Origin of the sequence: Pseudomonas sp. NFIX28 (genome assembly GCF_900107395.1) — a bacterium.
Taxonomy (GTDB): Bacteria; Pseudomonadota; Gammaproteobacteria; order Pseudomonadales; family Pseudomonadaceae; genus Aquipseudomonas.
Map to the genome: position 1 here is coordinate 35,462 of NZ_FNPW01000012.1, position 16,764 is coordinate 52,225.

At 61.9% G+C, this 16,764-nt stretch carries 19 protein-coding genes; 10 read left to right on the forward strand and 9 right to left on the reverse strand.

Going from position 1 to position 16,764, the window contains the following annotated elements:
- Positions 1–78: 78 nt before the first annotated feature.
- Together mqo and BLV20_RS21505 are read right to left on the reverse strand one after the other, a co-directional pair.
- Entirely contained in the window at positions 79–1,725 is a 1,647-nt protein-coding gene (gene mqo, locus BLV20_RS21500) for a malate dehydrogenase (quinone) (RefSeq protein WP_092304482.1), read from the reverse strand.
- 640 nt (positions 1,726–2,365) lie between these two features.
- Positions 2,366–2,701, reverse strand: a complete 336-nt coding sequence (locus BLV20_RS21505; RefSeq protein ID WP_092304483.1) for a hypothetical protein — start codon at positions 2,699–2,701, stop codon at positions 2,366–2,368.
- 283 nt (positions 2,702–2,984) lie between these two features.
- Between BLV20_RS21505 and BLV20_RS21510 the strand changes: the two genes are divergently transcribed.
- Both BLV20_RS21510 and BLV20_RS21515 read left to right on the forward strand, forming a co-directional pair.
- Complete coding sequence (locus BLV20_RS21510) at positions 2,985–3,380, forward strand: GFA family protein (protein WP_092304484.1); 396 nt, start codon at positions 2,985–2,987, stop codon at positions 3,378–3,380.
- Positions 3,381–3,539: 159 nt separating this feature from the next.
- Entirely contained in the window at positions 3,540–3,776 is a 237-nt protein-coding gene (locus tag BLV20_RS21515; RefSeq protein ID WP_092304485.1) for a DUF6555 family protein, read from the forward strand.
- A gap of 79 nt (positions 3,777–3,855) precedes the next feature.
- Here the strand turns inward: BLV20_RS21515 and BLV20_RS21520 are convergent, their stop codons facing one another.
- Positions 3,856–4,104: a DUF1652 domain-containing protein gene (locus tag BLV20_RS21520; RefSeq protein ID WP_092304486.1), complete on the reverse strand. Its 249-nt coding sequence runs from the start codon at positions 4,102–4,104 to the stop codon at positions 3,856–3,858.
- Positions 4,105–4,383: 279 nt separating this feature from the next.
- Between BLV20_RS21520 and BLV20_RS21525 the strand changes: the two genes are divergently transcribed.
- The 8 genes from BLV20_RS21525 (at position 4,384) to BLV20_RS21560 (ending at position 9,018) form a co-directional block, all read left to right on the forward strand.
- Positions 4,384–4,716: a DUF6388 family protein gene (locus BLV20_RS21525; RefSeq protein WP_092304487.1), complete on the forward strand. Its 333-nt coding sequence runs from the start codon at positions 4,384–4,386 to the stop codon at positions 4,714–4,716.
- Between the two features lie 51 nt (positions 4,717–4,767).
- The gene (locus tag BLV20_RS21530; RefSeq protein WP_092304488.1) at positions 4,768–5,472 is read left to right on the forward strand and encodes a YoaK family protein; all 705 of its coding nucleotides are present in this window, start codon (positions 4,768–4,770) and stop codon (positions 5,470–5,472) included.
- Between the two features lie 64 nt (positions 5,473–5,536).
- On the forward strand, positions 5,537–5,929 hold the full coding sequence (tusD, locus tag BLV20_RS21535; protein WP_075120526.1) for a sulfurtransferase complex subunit TusD: 393 nt from the start codon (positions 5,537–5,539) through the stop codon (positions 5,927–5,929).
- Between the two features lies 1 nt (position 5,930).
- Positions 5,931–6,293: a sulfurtransferase complex subunit TusC gene (tusC, locus tag BLV20_RS21540; RefSeq protein ID WP_092304489.1), complete on the forward strand. Its 363-nt coding sequence runs from the start codon at positions 5,931–5,933 to the stop codon at positions 6,291–6,293.
- Positions 6,293–6,592, forward strand: a complete 300-nt coding sequence (tusB, locus tag BLV20_RS21545) for a sulfurtransferase complex subunit TusB (RefSeq protein WP_092304490.1) — start codon at positions 6,293–6,295, stop codon at positions 6,590–6,592. The genes tusC and tusB overlap by 1 nt, the downstream gene beginning before the upstream one ends.
- Positions 6,589–6,924, forward strand: coding sequence for a TusE/DsrC/DsvC family sulfur relay protein (locus tag BLV20_RS21550; RefSeq protein WP_092304491.1), 336 nt, complete (start codon positions 6,589–6,591; stop codon positions 6,922–6,924). The genes tusB and BLV20_RS21550 overlap by 4 nt, the downstream gene beginning before the upstream one ends.
- Positions 6,921–7,922, forward strand: coding sequence for a glycosyl transferase family protein (locus tag BLV20_RS21555; protein WP_092304492.1), 1,002 nt, complete (start codon positions 6,921–6,923; stop codon positions 7,920–7,922). The genes BLV20_RS21550 and BLV20_RS21555 overlap by 4 nt, the downstream gene beginning before the upstream one ends.
- An 88-nt stretch (positions 7,923–8,010) precedes the next feature.
- Positions 8,011–9,018: a glutathione S-transferase family protein gene (locus BLV20_RS21560; protein WP_092304493.1), complete on the forward strand. Its 1,008-nt coding sequence runs from the start codon at positions 8,011–8,013 to the stop codon at positions 9,016–9,018.
- Between the two features lie 98 nt (positions 9,019–9,116).
- Here BLV20_RS21560 and cysG read toward each other — a convergent pair whose 3' ends face one another.
- The 6 genes from cysG to ftsK all read right to left on the reverse strand — a co-directional run bounded on the left by cysG (position 9,117) and on the right by ftsK (position 16,634).
- Positions 9,117–10,511 carry a siroheme synthase CysG gene (cysG, locus tag BLV20_RS21565; RefSeq protein WP_092304494.1) on the reverse strand — a complete coding sequence of 465 codons (1,395 nt, stop codon included), beginning with the start codon at positions 10,509–10,511 and terminating at the stop codon, positions 9,117–9,119.
- Positions 10,512–11,792: a serine--tRNA ligase gene (serS, locus tag BLV20_RS21570; RefSeq protein WP_092304495.1), complete on the reverse strand. Its 1,281-nt coding sequence runs from the start codon at positions 11,790–11,792 to the stop codon at positions 10,512–10,514. It lies immediately after the preceding gene.
- A gap of 16 nt (positions 11,793–11,808) precedes the next feature.
- Positions 11,809–12,183: a fluoride efflux transporter CrcB gene (gene crcB, locus BLV20_RS21575; RefSeq protein ID WP_092304496.1), complete on the reverse strand. Its 375-nt coding sequence runs from the start codon at positions 12,181–12,183 to the stop codon at positions 11,809–11,811.
- A complete protein-coding gene (locus BLV20_RS21580; protein WP_092304497.1) occupies positions 12,180–13,505 on the reverse strand; it encodes a replication-associated recombination protein A in 1,326 nt (441 codons plus the stop codon). The genes crcB and BLV20_RS21580 overlap by 4 nt, the downstream gene beginning before the upstream one ends.
- A gap of 27 nt (positions 13,506–13,532) precedes the next feature.
- Positions 13,533–14,156 carry an outer membrane lipoprotein periplasmic chaperone LolA gene (gene lolA / locus BLV20_RS21585; RefSeq protein ID WP_025804691.1) on the reverse strand — a complete coding sequence of 208 codons (624 nt, stop codon included), beginning with the start codon at positions 14,154–14,156 and terminating at the stop codon, positions 13,533–13,535.
- A 69-nt stretch (positions 14,157–14,225) separates the two neighbouring features.
- Positions 14,226–16,634, reverse strand: coding sequence for a DNA translocase FtsK (ftsK, locus tag BLV20_RS21590; protein WP_092304498.1), 2,409 nt, complete (start codon positions 16,632–16,634; stop codon positions 14,226–14,228).
- Positions 16,635–16,764 lie beyond the last annotated feature (130 nt).

Sequence of the window (16,764 nt, forward strand, 5' to 3'; positions counted from 1 at the left end):
GGAGCGGCGTTTTTTTAGCCTGGAGCGAATATCCGCTCCAGGTTCCGGCTCGCCCGACAGGGTCGGGCGCGGCCGGTATTACAGGGCCATGTCAGCCGACGGGTTGCTCACTGGCGCCTTTGGCTTTTCAGCCGCAGGTTGCGCAGGGGCAGCGATCTGGCCGATGGCTGGTGGCGGAGTCAACTGCAGCACTTCGCTGGTGTAGGCCCACTCTTGAGCGACACGCTCAGGGCTGCCATTGAGCTGGGTACCGTAGCTCGGCACGATCTGGTGCAGTTTTTCCTGCCAGGCCGCAGTCGCAACCTTGTCCTTGAAGACCTTCTCCAGCACGCTCAGCATGATCGGCGCGGCGGTCGAAGCGCCTGGCGAAGCGCCCAGCAGGCCGGCAATGCTGCCGTCCTTGGCGCTGACGATTTCGGTGCCCAGCTTCAGCACGCCGCCTTGCTGCTCGTCACGCTTGATGATCTGCACGCGCTGGCCAGCCTGCCACAGGCGCCAGTCTTCGGACTTGGCGTTAGGGAAGTACTCTTTCAGGGCGTTCAGGCGATCTTCATCCGACAGCATCAGCTGGCCAGCGAGGTACTCGACCAGCGGGTACTCCTTGATGCCAACCTTGGTCATAGGCCAGATGTTGTGGGTGGTGGTGCTGGTCAGCAGGTCGAGGTACGAACCTTCCTTGAGGAACTTGGTGGAGAAGGTCGCGAACGGGCCAAACAGAATCACGCGCTTGCCATCCAGCACGCGGGTGTCCAGGTGTGGAACCGACATCGGCGGAGCGCCGACCGACGCCTTACCGTAGGCCTTGGCCAGGTGCTGCTCGGCAATCGTTGGGTTCTCGGTCACCAGGAACGAGCCGCCGACAGGGAAACCGGCATATTCCTTGGCTTCAGGAATGCCCGACTTCTGCAGCAGGTGCAGGGCACCGCCGCCCGCGCCGATGAACACGAACTTGGCGTCGGTCTGGGTTTCGGTACCGTCCTTCAGGTTCTTGTACACCACGCGCCAGGAGCCATCTTCGTTACGCTTGATGTCTTCCACTTCGCTCGACAGCTTGAGCGAGAAGTTCGGCTGGGCTTTCAGGTGGCCGACGAACTGGCGGGTGATCTCGCCGAAGTTCACGTCGGTGCCCAGCGGCGACCAGGTGGCGGCGATCTTCTGCTTGGGATCGCGCCCTTCCATCATCAGCGGGACCCACTTCTTGATCTGCTCCGGGTCTTCGGAGTACTGCATGCCGGCGAACAGCGGGCTCGCCTGAAGCGCTTCGTAGCGTTTCTTCAGGAACTGGATGTTGTCATCGCCCCACACGAAGCTCATGTGCGGCGTGGAGTTGATGAACGAACGCGGGTTCTTCAGGACGTTGTTCTTGACCTGCCACGACCAGAACTGGCGGGAAATCTGGAACGCTTCGTTGATTTCGATCGCCTTGGCGATCTCGACCTTGCCGTCCTTGTTTTCCGGGGTGTAGTTCAGTTCCGCCAGGGCAGAGTGACCGGTACCGGCGTTGTTCCAGCCGTTGGAGCTTTCTTCGGCAACGCCGTCGAGGCGCTCGACCATTTCCATCGACCAGCCCGGCTCCAGCTCATTGAGCCAGACACCCAGGGTCGAACTCATGATGCCGCCGCCGATGAGCAGCACATCCACTTTCTTGGTCTCGGCGGCGTACGCGGAGCTGAGCCCCATCGTCATCGCCAAGCCCAGCAGGGCCGTGTTCACTTTTTTCAACATACAGTAGTTCCTACGATAGAACGCCATCCGCCCCCCCATTCCCGATCACCAGCCGCCCCGGCACTGCCATGGGCTCGCATTCGGAAGAACTGAAGGGTGGGCACACAAGGCCGACGTGACAGCATCGACCTCAGTTTATATGTCGCTCCTGCGCTGACTTCTTATTCGCTAATGGCTTCAGCTACTTGAGTGACACTCTTTTGTTGGGGCACCTTCGGACAGCATCGTTCGACGGTCCGAGACGCCCGCTAAAACCACATTCCCATAGAGAGACTAGTCGGGTGTAACCAAAGGAGTGAGTAAACAACACCCGGTACAACGATCGGCCTGTTCAACGCCCTCGATCACCGCCTGACAGCGGCAAGGCCACGGGTATCGCACACAGGGATCGCCCCCAACCCTGGCAGCCCTCCTGCTGAAACGGACAAAATGGCCATCATGGGTGGTGGCTAACGCGCCATTGTCTACTGGACGGATAAAGCCGTCAAAAAAACTGTCAGATTTGTCCTGTTTTTATGCAGAAAAGTACCTTGATGATTCAAGAAACCGCCTAAATGCAGCAAGCAGCCACTTCCGCATAACGCTCGACGAACCCCGGGCACAAAAAACCTGAACGGCCAGGACTTTCCCGCTGCGGGGACTACAGGCAATCCTGTACCGCTTTTTTCAGATCTGCGGACTTGGCCCAGGGAGTGCCCTGGTAGAGGGAGACCAGGCTGCCGTTCTTCGACTTCACCACTTCCACGACCTCATCCGACGCCAGGCTGCCAGGAGCGGTAATCCGATAGCCGTTGGAAATATCCGATTGCGTGGTCCGGGGCGTCTCGCGCTGCCAGGCTGGAAACACACACTGCGCATACTCTTTCGGCGCTTTCTCAGTCAGCTCGCTGACATTCGGCTTGCCCGGTGCCAAGGCCGTGGGCAACGAACACCCGGCCAACAGTCCTATCAACGATGCCCCTAGCCAAACTCGCATATGCCTTCCTCATCCTTAAAAAATCGAGAAATGTATCATTTGCCCGCGCCGATCCGGTAGGAACACCTGAGTCTTTCGCCGGACGGTATCCCCTGCCCCTCGGGCATCACCTGACGCCCGAACCAGAAACGCCAATCCCGTCACGTTCCGCGCAGATAAAAGGCAACGAGCCACGCCAGCTCGATTGGCGGAAAGTTCCCGCTGCCTGGCGCCTGCGCACCTTCTGCGCCCTGGGCCTGCCGGGTAATTTGAGCCCTGCCAACCCATCATTCGGAACATAACCATGACTCATCAAGGCAGTTGCCTGTGCGGCGGCGTCCGCTACGAAATAAACGGAGAACTGACCGATGTACTGAACTGCCATTGCTCCATGTGCAGGAAGCTGCATGCCGCCGCGTTTCGTACCCGCGCCAAGGTCAGGAGCCAGGATTGGAAAACCCTGAGCGGGGAGCAATTGCTGTCCTTTTACGAGTCTTCCCCCGGGGAATGGAAAAGTTTCTGCTCGGTCTGCGGCTCCAGCCTGTTCACCCGTTTTGACGCCAACCCGGACGTGCTCGGTTTTCCCTTGGGAACCCTGGACAGCGACCCGCAGGTCAGTGCAAGCCGCCACGTCTTTGTCGGCAGCAAGGCACCCTGGTTCACCATCACCGATGACCTGGCGCAACACGACACTTATTGACCGCGGAGGCAGCCAGGCGCGCCGTACGGCACAGGAAAATGTCGTGCGGCCGGCGAGCAAATGGCAATTGGCCAGGGTTCGGATGAGTGGTGCAAGCCAACGCCTCCTTTTGGGAATATCTTGGTTTGCCAGTACCTCGATAGCCCAAAGGACGAGGCGATGAACAGCATCAAGACGTTCGAGATCCGCTACTGCTTCGCAGGTTCGCAAAGGACCTTCACTTTCCAGGGCGCGCGATTGAGCGACAGCGATACCTGGTATCTGGCATTCCTGCATTCCGGGTGTCGGATCACTCAGGACACCCCCTGCGGCGGAACCTACCGCACCATGCAGACCTTCGCCGAACGCAGCGGCGTCACGCTGGCGAACTGGCGGGAGCTGTCGAAAAAGACCTAGCCGTGCAACCGTTCGGACGTGACCGCGGCACTGGCGCAAGAAAACGCGTTCGCCCAGCCCAAGGATCAACTTGCGAAAGTCAGAAGCCGCCGGCAAATGCCCGACGCCCCGCCCTGATTTCCGTGCGCAACTCACCGACAAAATTGGCGGCCGCCCGGACATTGTCGAGCTGCTCGGTCGACACCCCGGTAATGAACAGATCGATCCGTCCACTTTCCGGTTCGAACACCTTGATTGCCAGGGAGCCGTCGGGATTGACGGTGCAATGGCAGGAAAGCGGCAAGAAGCCGGACTCCAGGATCTGGCGAAGCTCGTTTATCGAGAGCATGAAGAGTGCTCCTCGGCAAAGCTGCTAGGAAGAATGTGCCGTTGAGAATAGGTCACAACGACGGGGCCCATACCAAGGCATTCGCTGCAAAGTGTTAGCCAGCACTCATTTCTGCATGATCAATCCGCCCAACGGCACGGTCCGCGGATGGCCACATTCATTTGTCGGCGCAGCTCTGCCCAAGGGTGTTTTGACGGCGGATCGGCCAGGCGCTATGGTCGCTGGGCTTGCGCCCCCTGCCACCTGAAAAACTTCCTTCCACGCCACCCGGGATCGACGATGGCCGCACTCGAACAGCCGCATGAAGTAGCGCTGCAGAAGTTTCTCGCGTCGCATCCCGAGATTCGCCAAGAGCTCGACCACCTCAACCCCCTGGCCGCCCGCGCCAGGGGCGAAACCCCGGAACATTACCGTGCGCAACGGCTGCATGAGGCCTTCGAGGCCGAGGCCGAACGCCTGGGCCTGTTTGCCTGGGAACTGAGCTTGCAACTGACCGTGCAGAACGCCGAGGAATTCGCCGCGCGGCGGCTCGACGTGCACCGTGAAGTGGCGCAAATGGCCGGCATGCCCTGGGACGAATATTGCGAGCTGCACGGCCTGCCGCGCGATTGAGACCCGCACCGGACGTCGCTGAAAGATCACTGCCACCATGAGTCAACGCTGATGCTGCCCTCTTCCAACCGCCTGCATAACAACCCCAGCCTGCTGCGCCGCCGGAAATGGCGCGGCCGCATCGGCCTGTGCCTGGTCGCCAGCCTGTCGGTCCTGGCCGGCATGACCGACGCCATCGGCTTTATGGCCACCGGCGACTTTGTCTCCTTCATGAGCGGCAACACCACGCGCCTGGCCGTCGCCATCAGCGATGCCGACCTGGCCCTGACCCTGCATCTGGTGCTGCTGGTCGCCACCTTCATCGCCGGCAATGCGCTGGGCATAGTCGCCAGCCGTTTTGGCGGACGCCGGGCCCTGCCGTTGCTGCTGTGCATTGCCATGCTGCTGTGTGCGGCAGCCGCCTGGCCCTTTGAGGAACGGCTGCCGGCCTTGATGGCCGCGATTATCGCCATGGGCATGCTCAATGCGGCCGTCGAGGAAGTGAATGGCCTGCCCGTGGGCCTGACTTATGTCACCGGCGCCCTGTCGCGCTTTGGCCGGGGCCTGGGCCGCTGGATGCTGGGCGAGCGACGCAATGGCTGGCGCGTCCAGCTGGTGCCCTGGAGCGGCATGTTTGCCGGCGCCGTGCTCGGCGCCATCCTGGAGCAGCACTTCGGCCTCAAGGCGCTGTTCGCCAGCGGTCTGCTGTCAGCGGCACTCGGGCTGTTGTCGCTGAAGATCCCCCATCGCTGGCAACTGGGCTACATGCCGCGCTAAACCCACTTCGCCGGGCCCGGCATAAAGCTTTATCATGGCCTCAGGTTTGCAGACAGAGTTCTTCATGAAGTTCGCCATTGCCCTTTTCTCCGCCGCTCATGCGCCCTCCTCGCGCCGCGCCCTGGCATTCGCCCAGGCGGCGCTGGCCGGCGGCCATGAGATCGTGCGGCTGTTTTTCTATCAGGATGGCGTGCACAGCGCATCGGACAACATCGTCACCCCGCAGGACGAACTGGATCTGCCCGCCCAATGGCGGGCCTTCGTCAGCGAACATCGGCTCGACGGCGTGGTGTGCATTGCCGCGGCGCTGCGCCGTGGGGTGTTGAATCAGGAAGAAGCCGCGCGCTACCAGCGCCCGGCCGTCAACCTGAGCGCGCCCTGGGAGCTTTCCGGGCTCGGCCAGTTGCACGATGCCGTACAGGCCGCCGACCGCCTGATCTGTTTCGGAGGGCCATGAAATGGCGCAATCCTTGTTGATCATCAGCCGCCAGGCGCCCTGGTCCGGCCCCGGCGCCCGCGAAGCACTGGACATCGTCCTGGCCGGTGGCGCCTTCGACCTGCCGATCGGCCTGCTGTTTCTCGACGATGGCGTGTTCCAGCTGGCGCCCGGGCAAACAGCCGCTGCCGTGCAGCAAAAGGATCTCGGCGCCAACCTGCAGGCTCTGTCGCTGTTTGGCGTCGAGCAGTTGTTCGCCTGCGGCGCCAGCGTGGCGGAGCGCGGCCTGGCCCCGGCCGCGCTGAACCTGGACGAGGTGCAAATCCTGGCCCCGGCCGAACTCGTCGGGCTTATTGACCGTTTTGACCAAGTGATCACCCTCTGATGTCGACTTTGCACGTGTTGTCCCACTCGCCTTTCACCGACTCCCGGCTGACCAGTTGCCTGCGCCTGCTCGGCCCGCAGGATGCCATCCTCCTGAGCGGCGATGCGGTGTACGCCCTGCAGCCTGGCAGCGCACCGCTGGCGGCCTTGCAGGCACGCGGCGAGGCGCTGGCGCTCTATGTTTTGGCGGAAGACCACGAGGCGCGCGGCCTGGAGGTTCCAGCCTGGGCCACGAGCGTCGATTACCCGGCGTTCGTCGCGCTGTCGATCCATTACGACAAGGTCAACAGCTGGTTATGAATGCACTGACTGTCGGCGAACGCGCCATCGCCCTGGACAAGGACGGTTACCTGGTGGAACTGGGCGACTGGTCCAACGAGGTGGCCGCAGCCCTGGCCGCGGCGGAGCAGATCGAGCTAACGCCCGAGCACTGGGAAATCCTCGAGCTGTTGCGCGGGTTCTATCAGGAGTTCCAGTTGTCGCCCGCAACCCGCCCACTGATCAAATACACCGCCTTGAAGCTGGGCCCGGAAAAGGGCAACAGCCTGCACCTGAATCAGTTGTTCAAAGGCACTCCTGCCAAACTTGCCGCCAAGCTGGCGGGCCTGCCCAAGCCGACCAATTGCTTATGACCGATTTCGCCCCGCTGACCACCGAAACGCCCGCCGAGCACCCTTTTGCGCAGTTCGTGCGCATTCTCGGCAAGGGCAAACGCGGCGCCCGCAACCTCACCCGCGAAGAAGCCCGGGAAGCCATGGGCATGCTGCTCGACGACAAGGTCGAGGACACCCAGCTTGGCGCCTTCCTGATGCTGTTGCGGCACAAGGAAGAAAGCCCCGAGGAACTGGCAGGCTTTACCCAAGCACTGCGCGAGCGCCTGCAGGCGCCGCCGATCAAGGTCGATCTGGACTGGCCCAGCTACGCCGGCAAAAAGCGCCACTTGCCCTGGTTCCTGCTGGCGGCCAAGTGCCTGGCGCAGAACGGCGTGCGCATCCTGCTGCACGGCGGCGGCGCCCATACCGCCGGCCGGTTGTACAGCGAGCAATTGCTGGAGTCGTTGCAAATTCCGCTGTGCCGCAACTGGCAAGCGGTCGGCGCGGCACTGGACCAGGGCAACCTGGCCTTCATTCCCCTGGGCGACTGGGCGCCACAGCTGCAACGCATGATCGACCTGCGTAACACCCTGGGCCTGCGCTCGCCGATCCACTCGCTGGCGCGCATCCTCAACCCGCTGGGCGCCCGCTGCGGCCTGCAAAGCATCTTCCACCCCGGCTATCAGGGCGTGCACCGCGATGCCAGCGGCCTGCTGGGGGACAACGTCATCGTGATCAAGGGCGACGGCGGCGAAATCGAAATCAACCCGGACAGCGCCAGCCACCTGTACGGCACTACTGGCGGGGTCAGCTGGGATGAAGAATGGCCGGCGCTGTCCAGCCAGCGCCATGTCAAACCGGCCACTCTCGACCCCGAGCACCTGAAAGCCGTCTGGCGCGGCGATGCAGAGGACAGCTACCCGCAACTGGCGCTGATCGCCACCATGGCCCTGGCCCTGCGCGGGCTTGGCACGCCAAGGGAACAGGCTTTCGAGCAGGCCCGCAAATACTGGGACGCTCGAGACAGATCGATTTAACCGATCATAACCGCCCGACTTTTGCGTAATTCGTTCGAACTCCTCGGATTAGACTGCACTCCAATGCACACTGACCGAGGAGTTTTTTATGGGCCTGCTGATTGAAGGACGCTGGCATGACCAGTGGTACGAAAGCAGCAAAGACGGCGCCTTCCAGCGCGAACAGGCGCAACGCCGCAATTGGGTGACCGCTGACGGCAAACCAGGCCCTAGCGGCGAAGGCGGTTTTCGCGCGGAAGCCGGCCGTTATCATCTGTACGTCTCGCTCGCCTGTCCCTGGGCGCACCGCACGCTGATCCTGCGCAAGCTCAAGGGCCTGGAAAACCTGATCGATGTGTCGGTGGTCAGCTGGCTGATGCTGGAGCAGGGCTGGACTTTCGACCCGGCCCTGGGCTCCAGCGGCGACAAGCTCGATCACCTGGATTTCCTGCACCAGCGCTACACCGCCGATACTCCCGACTACACCGGCCGCGTCACCGTGCCCGTGCTCTGGGACAAACAGCAGAAGCGCATCGTCAGCAACGAATCGGCGGAAATCATCCGCATGTTCAACAGCGCGTTCGATGACCTGAGCGGTAACGACCTGGATTTCTACCCGCAACCGCTACGCCATGAAATCGACGAGCTGAACGCACGCATCTACCCCGCAGTGAACAACGGCGTGTATCGCGCAGGCTTCGCCACTTCGCAGCAGGCCTATGACACAGCCTTCGATGATGTGTTCACCGAGCTCGACTGGCTGGAACAGCGCCTGGGCGGCCAGCGTTACCTGGCGGGCGAGTACCTGACGGAAGCCGATATTCGCCTGTTCACCACGCTGATTCGCTTCGACGCGGTGTATTACGGCCACTTCAAATGCAACCTGCGAAGGATTGCCGATTACCCGAACCTGTCGAACTGGCTGCGCGAGCTGTATCAGTGGCCGGGAATCGCCGAAACCGTGGATTTCGCCCATATCAAGGGGCATTACTACGCCAGCCATCGCACCATCAACCCGACCGGCATCGTGCCGAAAGGGCCGGCGCAAGACTTCAATGCCGCGCATGATCGCGAGCGTTTGAGCGGGCGTGGGGTTTGGCAAGGCAACAAGAAATAACTCAGGAGAGCGATCGTTCTTGAGATCGCTATCGCGGGCAAGCCTCGCTCCTACAGAAGAGATTTTCTGTGTAGAAGCGAGGCTTGCCCGCGATGCTTTCAGACCTGCGACTGCGCGCCTTCGAACCAGGCGAGCTTCTCGCGAAGCTGCACCACTTCGCCGACGATCACCAGGGTCGGCGCATGCACTTCATGCTCCGCCACCAGCTTCGGCAGGTCCGCGAGGGTGCCGGTGAACACCCGCTGGTTGGATGTCGTCCCTTGCTGGATCAAGGCAGCCGGCGTATCCGCCGAGCGGCCATGCCGGACCAGTTGCTCGCAGATCACCGGCAAGCCCACCAGGCCCATGTAGAACACCAGGGTCTGTGCGGGTGCGACCAGATCGGCCCAGGGCAGATCGGTGGTGCCATCCTTCAGGTGCCCAGTGACGAAACGCACGGACTGCGCATAATCGCGGTGGGTCAGCGGAATCCCGGCATAGGCGGCACAGCCGCTGGCTGCGGTAATGCCCGGTACCACCTGGAACGGAATGCCCTGGGCCGCCAGCTCTTCGATCTCCTCGCCGCCACGGCCGAAGATGAACGGGTCGCCACCTTTCAATCGCAGCACGCGCTTACCCTGCTTGGCCAGCGTCACCAGTTGCTGGTTGATCTGCTCCTGGGGCAAAGCGTGATCGGCACGGCGCTTGCCGACATACACCCGCTCGGCGTCGCGACGGCACAATTCGAGAATCGCCGGTGCCACCAGGCGGTCGTACAGCACCACATCGGCTTGCTGCATCAGGCGCAGGGCACGGAAGGTCAGCAGGTCCGGATCGCCCGGCCCAGCCCCCACCAGATATACCTCGCCTGGCGCATGGGGCGCTTCGCCAGCGATCTTGGCCTGCAACAGGCGCTCGGCCTCCTCGCCCTGCCCGGCCAGTTGCCGGTCGGCGATAGGCCCCTGGAACACCTCTTCCCAAAACGCCCGACGCTGCTGCACGTCCGGAAACAGGCCTTTGACCTGATTGCGAAAACGCGCGGCCAGACCGGCCAATTGGCCGTAGGTCGAAGGAATCCAGGTTTCCAGCTTGGCCCGGATCAGGCGCGCCAGGACCGGCGCGTCGCCGCCGCTGGAGACGGCAATCACCAGCGGCGAACGATCGACGATCGCCGGGAAAATCACGCTGCACAGCGCCGGCGCGTCCACTACGTTGACCGGGACGCAACGCTGGCGGGCGTCGGCGGAAACCTGGGCATTGAGCGGTTCGTCGTCGGTGGCGGCGATGATCAGCACGCAACCGTCCAGGTCTGCCTCGAGGTAACCACGCAGCAGGCATTCGCCGCCGCTGGCCGTTACCAACTCGCGCAACTGAGGTTCTACTTCAGGTGCAACGACCCGCAGCAGCGCACCGGCATCGGCCAGCAGGCGGGATTTGCGCAAGGCAATTTCCCCGCCGCCGACCACCAACACACGACTGCCGCGCAGGTTATGAAACAGCGGCAGAAATTCCATTTAGCCGATGACCTCGACGCCGCCCATGTAAGGCTTGAGCACCTCAGGCACACGGATCGAACCGTCGGCCTGCTGGTAGTTCTCGAGCACCGCCACCAGGGTACGACCGACCGCCAGCCCGGAACCGTTCAGGGTGTGCACCAGCTCCGGCTTGCCGGTTTCCGGATTACGGAAACGCGCCTGCATGCGACGGGCCTGGAAATCGCCACAGTTGGAGCACGAAGAAATCTCGCGGTACTTGTCCTGGCTCGGGATCCACACTTCCAGGTCGTAGGTCTTGACCGCGCTGAAGCCCATGTCGCCGGTGCACAGCGCCAGGGTGCGATAAGGCAGTTCCAGCAGTTGCAGGACTTTCTCGGCATTGGCGGTCAGGCCTTCCAGGGCATCCATGGAGGTCGATGGCTCGACGATCTGGACCATTTCGACCTTGTCGAACTGGTGCTGGCGGATCATGCCGCGGGTGTCGCGGCCCGACGAACCGGCTTCGCTGCGGAAGCACGGGGTATGGGCGACGAACTTGATCGGCAATTGCTTGGAATCGAGGATTTCGCCAGCCACGATATTGGTCAGCGACACTTCGGCGGTTGGAATCAGGTACAGATCCGCTTCGTTTTCACGGCTGATCTTGAACAGGTCCTCCTCGAACTTCGGCAACTGGCCGGTTCCCATCAGCGCCGGCGCCTGGACCAGGTAAGGGGTGTAGGCCTCCTCGTAACCGTGCTCGCTGGTGTGCAGGTTGATCATGAACTGCGCCAGGGCTCGGTGCAGGCGAGCGATCGGCCCGCGCAGCAAGGCAAAACGCGCACCCGACAGCTTGGCCGCGGTCTCGAAGTCCAGCCAGCCGTGTTTTTCGCCCAAGGCAACATGGTCCAAGACCGGGAAATCGAAAGCGGTCGGCGTACCCCAGCGACGCACTTCGACGTTACCGTCTTCGTCGGCGCCTACAGGCACCGATTCGTGTGGCAGGTTTGGAATGCCTTGCAAGATCGCATCCAGTTCGGTCTGGATGCCTTCCAGCTCGACCTTGCCGCTAGCCAGCTCGTTCCCCATGCGCTCGACGTCAGCCATCAGCGGCGCGATGTCTTCGCCACGCTGCTTGGCCTGACCGATGGACTTGGAGCGCGCGTTACGTTCGGCCTGCAGTTGTTCGGTGCGGGTCTGGACGGTCTTGCGCTGTTCTTCCAGCGCTTCGATGCGTGCTACATCCAGGGCAAAGCCACGGGATGCCAGGCGGTCCGCTACGTCCTGAAGGTTGCTACGTAACAGTTTGGAATCGAGCATGTCGGTCTCTCGTTTATCAAAGTTTGGTCAGGGACAGGCCGGCCCAAGTCGCAAGCAGCCCGCCGAATACGCTGATCGCCGCATAGCCCAGGGCCAGCGGCACCTGTCCGCTTTCCAGCAGACGCACCGTATCCAGTGAAAAGGATGAAAAAGTCGTCAGGCCACCAAGGAAGCCGACAATCAACCCGGCCCGCACCTCGATGGGCACTTCCGGGCGTATCAGAAACAGGCCGTACAACACGCCGATCAACAGGCAGCCCACGATATTAACGGCCAGCGTCGCGGTATAGAAGTACCGCGGCCAATTGGCGTTGATCCAGTTGCCGGTGGCGAAGCGTAACAAGGTTCCGGCAATACCGCCCACCGAGACGGCAACGATCAACGGGATCACGGTTTTCTCCGCTGCTTGGGGCTGGACCGGTCAAGTTCCGCCAGATGCTTGAGCTTCTCGCCGATCTTCAGCTCCAGGCCACGTGGCACGGGCTGATAGAACGGCTGCGGCTCCAGCTCTTCGGGAAAGTAGTCTTCGCCGGCCGCATAGGCATCCGGTTCATCGTGGGCATAGCGGTACTCATCGCCGTAGCCCAGCTGCTTCATAAGCTTGGTCGGCGCATTGCGCAGGTGCAGCGGCACTTCCAGCGAACCATGTTCGGCGGCGCTGCGCATGGCGGCCTTGAAACCCATGTATACGGCGTTGCTTTTCGGCGCGCAGGCCAGGTAGGTGATGGCCTGGGCCACCGCCAGCTCGCCCTCGGGGCTGCCAAGGCGTTCCTGTACATCCCAGGCGGCCAGGCACAGGCTCAGCGCGCGCGGATCGGCGTTGCCGATGTCCTCACTGGCCATGCGCACCACACGCCGCGCCAGGTACAGTGGATCGCAACCTCCGTCGAGCATCCGTGCGAACCAGTACAGGGCCGCGTCCGGGTTGGAGCCGCGGACCGACTTGTGCAGTGCCGATATCTGGTCGTAGAAGGCCTCACCACCCTTGTCGAAACGCCGACGGGTATCGCCCAACAGGCTTTGCAGCAGCTCGACGCCGATTTCCGTGCCGTCTTCTGCAAGGTCGGAAGCATTTTCCAGCAGGTTGAGCAGACGTCGGCCATCGCCATCCGCCGCCGACAGGAGCATCTGGAAACCTTCATCGCTGAGGCTCAGCTGGCGCTTGCCCAGCCCCCGCTCTTCGCTCAATGCGCGCTGCACCAACTTGTGCAGCGCCGCCTCGTCGAGACTCTTGAGCACATACACCCGAGCCCGGGAAAGCAGCGCATTGTTCAGCTCGAAAGACGGGTTCTCGGTGGTCGCGCCAATGAAAATCAGGGTGCCGTCTTCCACATAGGGCAGGAAGGCATCTTGCTGGGACTTGTTGAAACGGTGCACTTCGTCGACGAACAGGATGGTCCGGCGCCCGTACTGGGCCGCCTGCTGCTTAGCGATTTCCACCGCCTGGCGGATCTCCTTGACCCCGGCCAGTACCGCCGAGACGGTTTCGAAGTGCGCATCCGAGACTTTCGCCAGAAGCCGCGCCAGGGTGGTCTTACCCACACCTGGCGGCCCCCAGAAGATCATCGAGTGCAAGGCCCCCTGCTCCAGCGCTTCGCGCAGAGGCTTGCCGCGGGCGAGCACATGTTCCTGACCGACGTACTCGTCCAGGTTGGCCGGGCGCAGACGCGCGGCCAGGGGCTGGGCGATCGGGTCACTGCGAAACAGATCCATGGCGGACGATTGAAACCTCTTGGCGACTTATTCTTGGATCACGTCGGCACCCTTGGGGATGTCGAACTTGAACTTGGAAGCGGCGATCGGCTCGTTGGCCTTGACCCCGGTGAACAGGATATTGGTGCGCTGGCCCACGCTGTCGATCAGTTGCATGTCATTCACCAGGCCGTTGCGGAACGACAAGCGCAGGCTGTCGAACAAGGTGTCCTTGGTTTTCGGCTTGAGAATGAAATCCACCACGCCACCGGCTTCCTTGGAGCTGATGTCGAAGCTTTCGCTGATCTTCGACACGTCGCCCGACAGCAGCAGCGCCGGGGTCTGGGTCAGGCGCTGATCCAGGGTCTTGATGGTGACCTGCTCCAGGTCAGGGTCCCACAGGGAAACCTTCTTACCGTCGGAGACCATCAGTTGTTCTTGTGGCGCATCGGTGTGCCAGTAGAACAGTCCCGGGCGCTTCAGCGCCATGTCGCCAGCGGTTTCCTGCAGTTGCGTGCCGCTGCCGTCGAGGGTCAGCTGTGAGAAACGCGCGGTCAGGGTCTGGGACTTTTCAAGCAACTGAGTCAGGCGCGCCACGTCTTTCTGGTCGGCATGAGCCGACAACGTCGTTAAGGCCAGTACCGGTACCAGCAACATGCGGATAAGACGCATGGGAGTCCTCATTAAATTCGTGGAAAAAACCGGCGGCGCAGGGTTACGCCGCCTGTATCGAGTCATTGCTCAATCGCGCATCGGGCCAGGCGCTATCACTTCGCGGGAGCCGTTGGTGTTCATGGCGGTCACCACCCCGGCCATTTCCATGGCTTCGATCATGCGGGCCGCGCGGTTGTAGCCGATCTTGAGCTTGCGCTGGACCGCGGAGATCGACGCCCGGCGACTCTCGAGGACGAACTGCACCGCTTCGTCGTACAGCGCGTCGGTCTCGGCGTCGTCACCGTCGCCACCGCCACTGCCGCCCTCAAAGCCGCTACCTGCTTCTTCGACACCGTTGAGGATGTCATCGTTGTATTCCGGTGCGCCACGCAGCTTCCAGGCTTCCACCACGCGGTGCACCTCATCGTCGGAGACGAAGGCGCCATGGACGCGGATCGGCAGGCTGGTACCTGGCGGCATGTAGAGCATGTCACCGTGGCCCAGCAGTTGCTCGGCGCCACCCTGGTCGATGATGGTCCGGGAGTCGATCTTGCTCGATACCTGGAACGCCATACGGGTCGGAATGTTGGCCTTGATCAGGCCGGTGATCACGTCCACCGACGGGCGCTGCGTCGCCAGGATCAGGTGGATCCCCGCGGCACGGGCTTTCTGGGCAATCCGCGCGATCAGCTCTTCAACCTTCTTGCCGACGATCATCATCATGTCGGCGAATTCGTCGACCACCACCACGATGGTCGGCAGCTTGGTCAGCAGCGGCGCTTCGTCATGAATGCTTTCGCGGTTGTACAGCGGGTCGCTCAGCGGCGTACCGGCTTCGATCGCTTCCTTGACCTTGGCATTGAAGCCCGACAGGTTACGCACGCCCATCTTGGCCATCAGTTTGTAGCGCCGCTCCATCTCGGCCACGCTCCAGCGCAGGGCGTTGGCGGCATCCTTCATGTCGGTCACCACCGGGCACAACAGGTGCGGGATGCCTTCGTAGATCGACAGCTCGAGCATTTTCGGGTCGATCATGATCAGCTTGGCGTCTTCCGGGCCGGACTTGAACAGGATCGACAGGATCATCGCGTTGACGCCCACCGACTTACCGGAACCGGTGGTACCGGCCACCAGCAGGTGAGGCATCTTGGCCAGGTCGGTGATGATCGGCTTGCCACCGATGTCATGGCCCAGGGCCAGGGTGACCGGCGATTTGAAATTGTCGTATTCCGGGGTCGACAGCACCTCGGAGAAACGCACGATCTGCCGGTCTTCGTTGGGAATCTCGATACCCACGGTGGTCTTGCCGGGAATCACTTCCACCACCCGCACGCTGGTCACCGCCAGCGAACGCGCCAGGTCCTTGGCCAGGTTGGCGATACGGCTGACTTTCACGCCGGCGGCCGGCTGGATTTCGTAACGGGTAATCACCGGCCCCGGGTGGATCGAGTCCACCGACACCTCGACCCCGAACTCCTTAAGCTTGATTTCCAGCAAATGGCCGACGGCGGCCAGCGACTCGGGGGAATAGTTGAGTTGTTTCTTTTCCGCCGGATCGAGAATCGAAATAGGTGGCAAGGTGCCTTCGACCGCGCTGTCGATGAACAGCGGCGCCTGCTTCTCTTTCTGCACGCGCTTGCTTGGCTCGGGCGCTTTTACCGGGGCCGGGGCAATCACCGGCGGCACCTGTTTCTCACGCTCGGACATGTGCTTGCTCAGGGCCTGCTCGCGCTCGATCAAGCGTTCCTTGACCTTGGCCTGCTCACGTTTGTCAGTCACGGTCGGGGCAACCACCTCGTCGACCCGTGCGTCCACTTCGCGCAATTGGGCGACCAGTTGCTTGCGTTCGGTACGCGCTGCCCACCAGCGGTTGGCGGCGCCCTGGAACAACTCGAAGAGGTCGAGGGTGATTTTGCCGGTCACGTCCATGACCTTGAACCAGGAAAGATCGGTGAACACGGTCAGGCCAAACAGGAACAGCGCAATAAACATCAGGGTACTGCCCTGGATGTTCAGCGCGTTCTTCGCCAGGTCGCCCAGGCTTTCACCCAGCGCCCCGCCCGCGCCGGCCGGCAGGCCGGTCGCTGCATGGAAATGGATATGCGCCAACGCGGCACCGGACAGCACCAGGAATACCAGGCCGATCAGGCGCCAGGAAAACAGCCAGCCGCTCCACTGCCATGGTTCATGGCGCTGACGAAAGATCTGATAGGTCTTGATCGCCAATAACAACGGGAAGATATAGGCGAAGTAACCCAACACCATAAACAGGATATCGGCGCTGTAAGAACCGGCAGGACCGCCGAAGTTCTGCACATCTTCGATCTTGCTGTTATGACTCCAGCCCGGATCGTCTTTGCCATATGTCAGCAATGCCATCATCAGGAACAGGCACAGGGCTCCGATGGCAATCAATGCACCTTCCTTGAGCCGGTAGTGCAATTGCTGGCGCCAGAGTGGGACTACTGTTTTAGGTGCAGCGGTGGATTTCTTCAAAACGCGTCTTTTCCTGCGCCATGGGCGCGTCCAACTGTTGATCGACTAAAAAATACTGCCCAATCCGAGCAGGTAAAAAAATTGACGAGTGTAACTGGGGGCTACTTTTAACATTCTGCCCCCGCATTGC

What these genes read in the sequence shown, in the direction of transcription:
- mqo (WP_092304482.1), bottom strand. Translation starts at nt 1,725, where the DNA reads ATGTTGAAAAAAGTGAACACGGCCCTGCTGGGCTTGGCGATGACGATG.
- BLV20_RS21505 (WP_092304483.1), bottom strand. Translation starts at nt 2,701, where the DNA reads ATGCGAGTTTGGCTAGGGGCATCGTTGATAGGACTGTTGGCCGGGTGT.
- BLV20_RS21510 (WP_092304484.1), top strand. Translation starts at nt 2,985, where the DNA reads ATGACTCATCAAGGCAGTTGCCTGTGCGGCGGCGTCCGCTACGAAATA.
- BLV20_RS21515 (WP_092304485.1), top strand. Translation starts at nt 3,540, where the DNA reads ATGAACAGCATCAAGACGTTCGAGATCCGCTACTGCTTCGCAGGTTCG.
- BLV20_RS21520 (WP_092304486.1), bottom strand. Translation starts at nt 4,104, where the DNA reads ATGCTCTCGATAAACGAGCTTCGCCAGATCCTGGAGTCCGGCTTCTTG.
- BLV20_RS21525 (WP_092304487.1), top strand. Translation starts at nt 4,384, where the DNA reads ATGGCCGCACTCGAACAGCCGCATGAAGTAGCGCTGCAGAAGTTTCTC.
- BLV20_RS21530 (WP_092304488.1), top strand. Translation starts at nt 4,768, where the DNA reads ATGCTGCCCTCTTCCAACCGCCTGCATAACAACCCCAGCCTGCTGCGC.
- tusD (WP_075120526.1), top strand. Translation starts at nt 5,537, where the DNA reads ATGAAGTTCGCCATTGCCCTTTTCTCCGCCGCTCATGCGCCCTCCTCG.
- tusC (WP_092304489.1), top strand. Translation starts at nt 5,931, where the DNA reads ATGGCGCAATCCTTGTTGATCATCAGCCGCCAGGCGCCCTGGTCCGGC.
- tusB (WP_092304490.1), top strand. Translation starts at nt 6,293, where the DNA reads ATGTCGACTTTGCACGTGTTGTCCCACTCGCCTTTCACCGACTCCCGG.
- BLV20_RS21550 (WP_092304491.1), top strand. Translation starts at nt 6,589, where the DNA reads ATGAATGCACTGACTGTCGGCGAACGCGCCATCGCCCTGGACAAGGAC.
- BLV20_RS21555 (WP_092304492.1), top strand. Translation starts at nt 6,921, where the DNA reads ATGACCGATTTCGCCCCGCTGACCACCGAAACGCCCGCCGAGCACCCT.
- BLV20_RS21560 (WP_092304493.1), top strand. Translation starts at nt 8,011, where the DNA reads ATGGGCCTGCTGATTGAAGGACGCTGGCATGACCAGTGGTACGAAAGC.
- cysG (WP_092304494.1), bottom strand. Translation starts at nt 10,511, where the DNA reads ATGGAATTTCTGCCGCTGTTTCATAACCTGCGCGGCAGTCGTGTGTTG.
- serS (WP_092304495.1), bottom strand. Translation starts at nt 11,792, where the DNA reads ATGCTCGATTCCAAACTGTTACGTAGCAACCTTCAGGACGTAGCGGAC.
- BLV20_RS21580 (WP_092304497.1), bottom strand. Translation starts at nt 13,505, where the DNA reads ATGGATCTGTTTCGCAGTGACCCGATCGCCCAGCCCCTGGCCGCGCGT.
- lolA (WP_025804691.1), bottom strand. Translation starts at nt 14,156, where the DNA reads ATGCGTCTTATCCGCATGTTGCTGGTACCGGTACTGGCCTTAACGACG.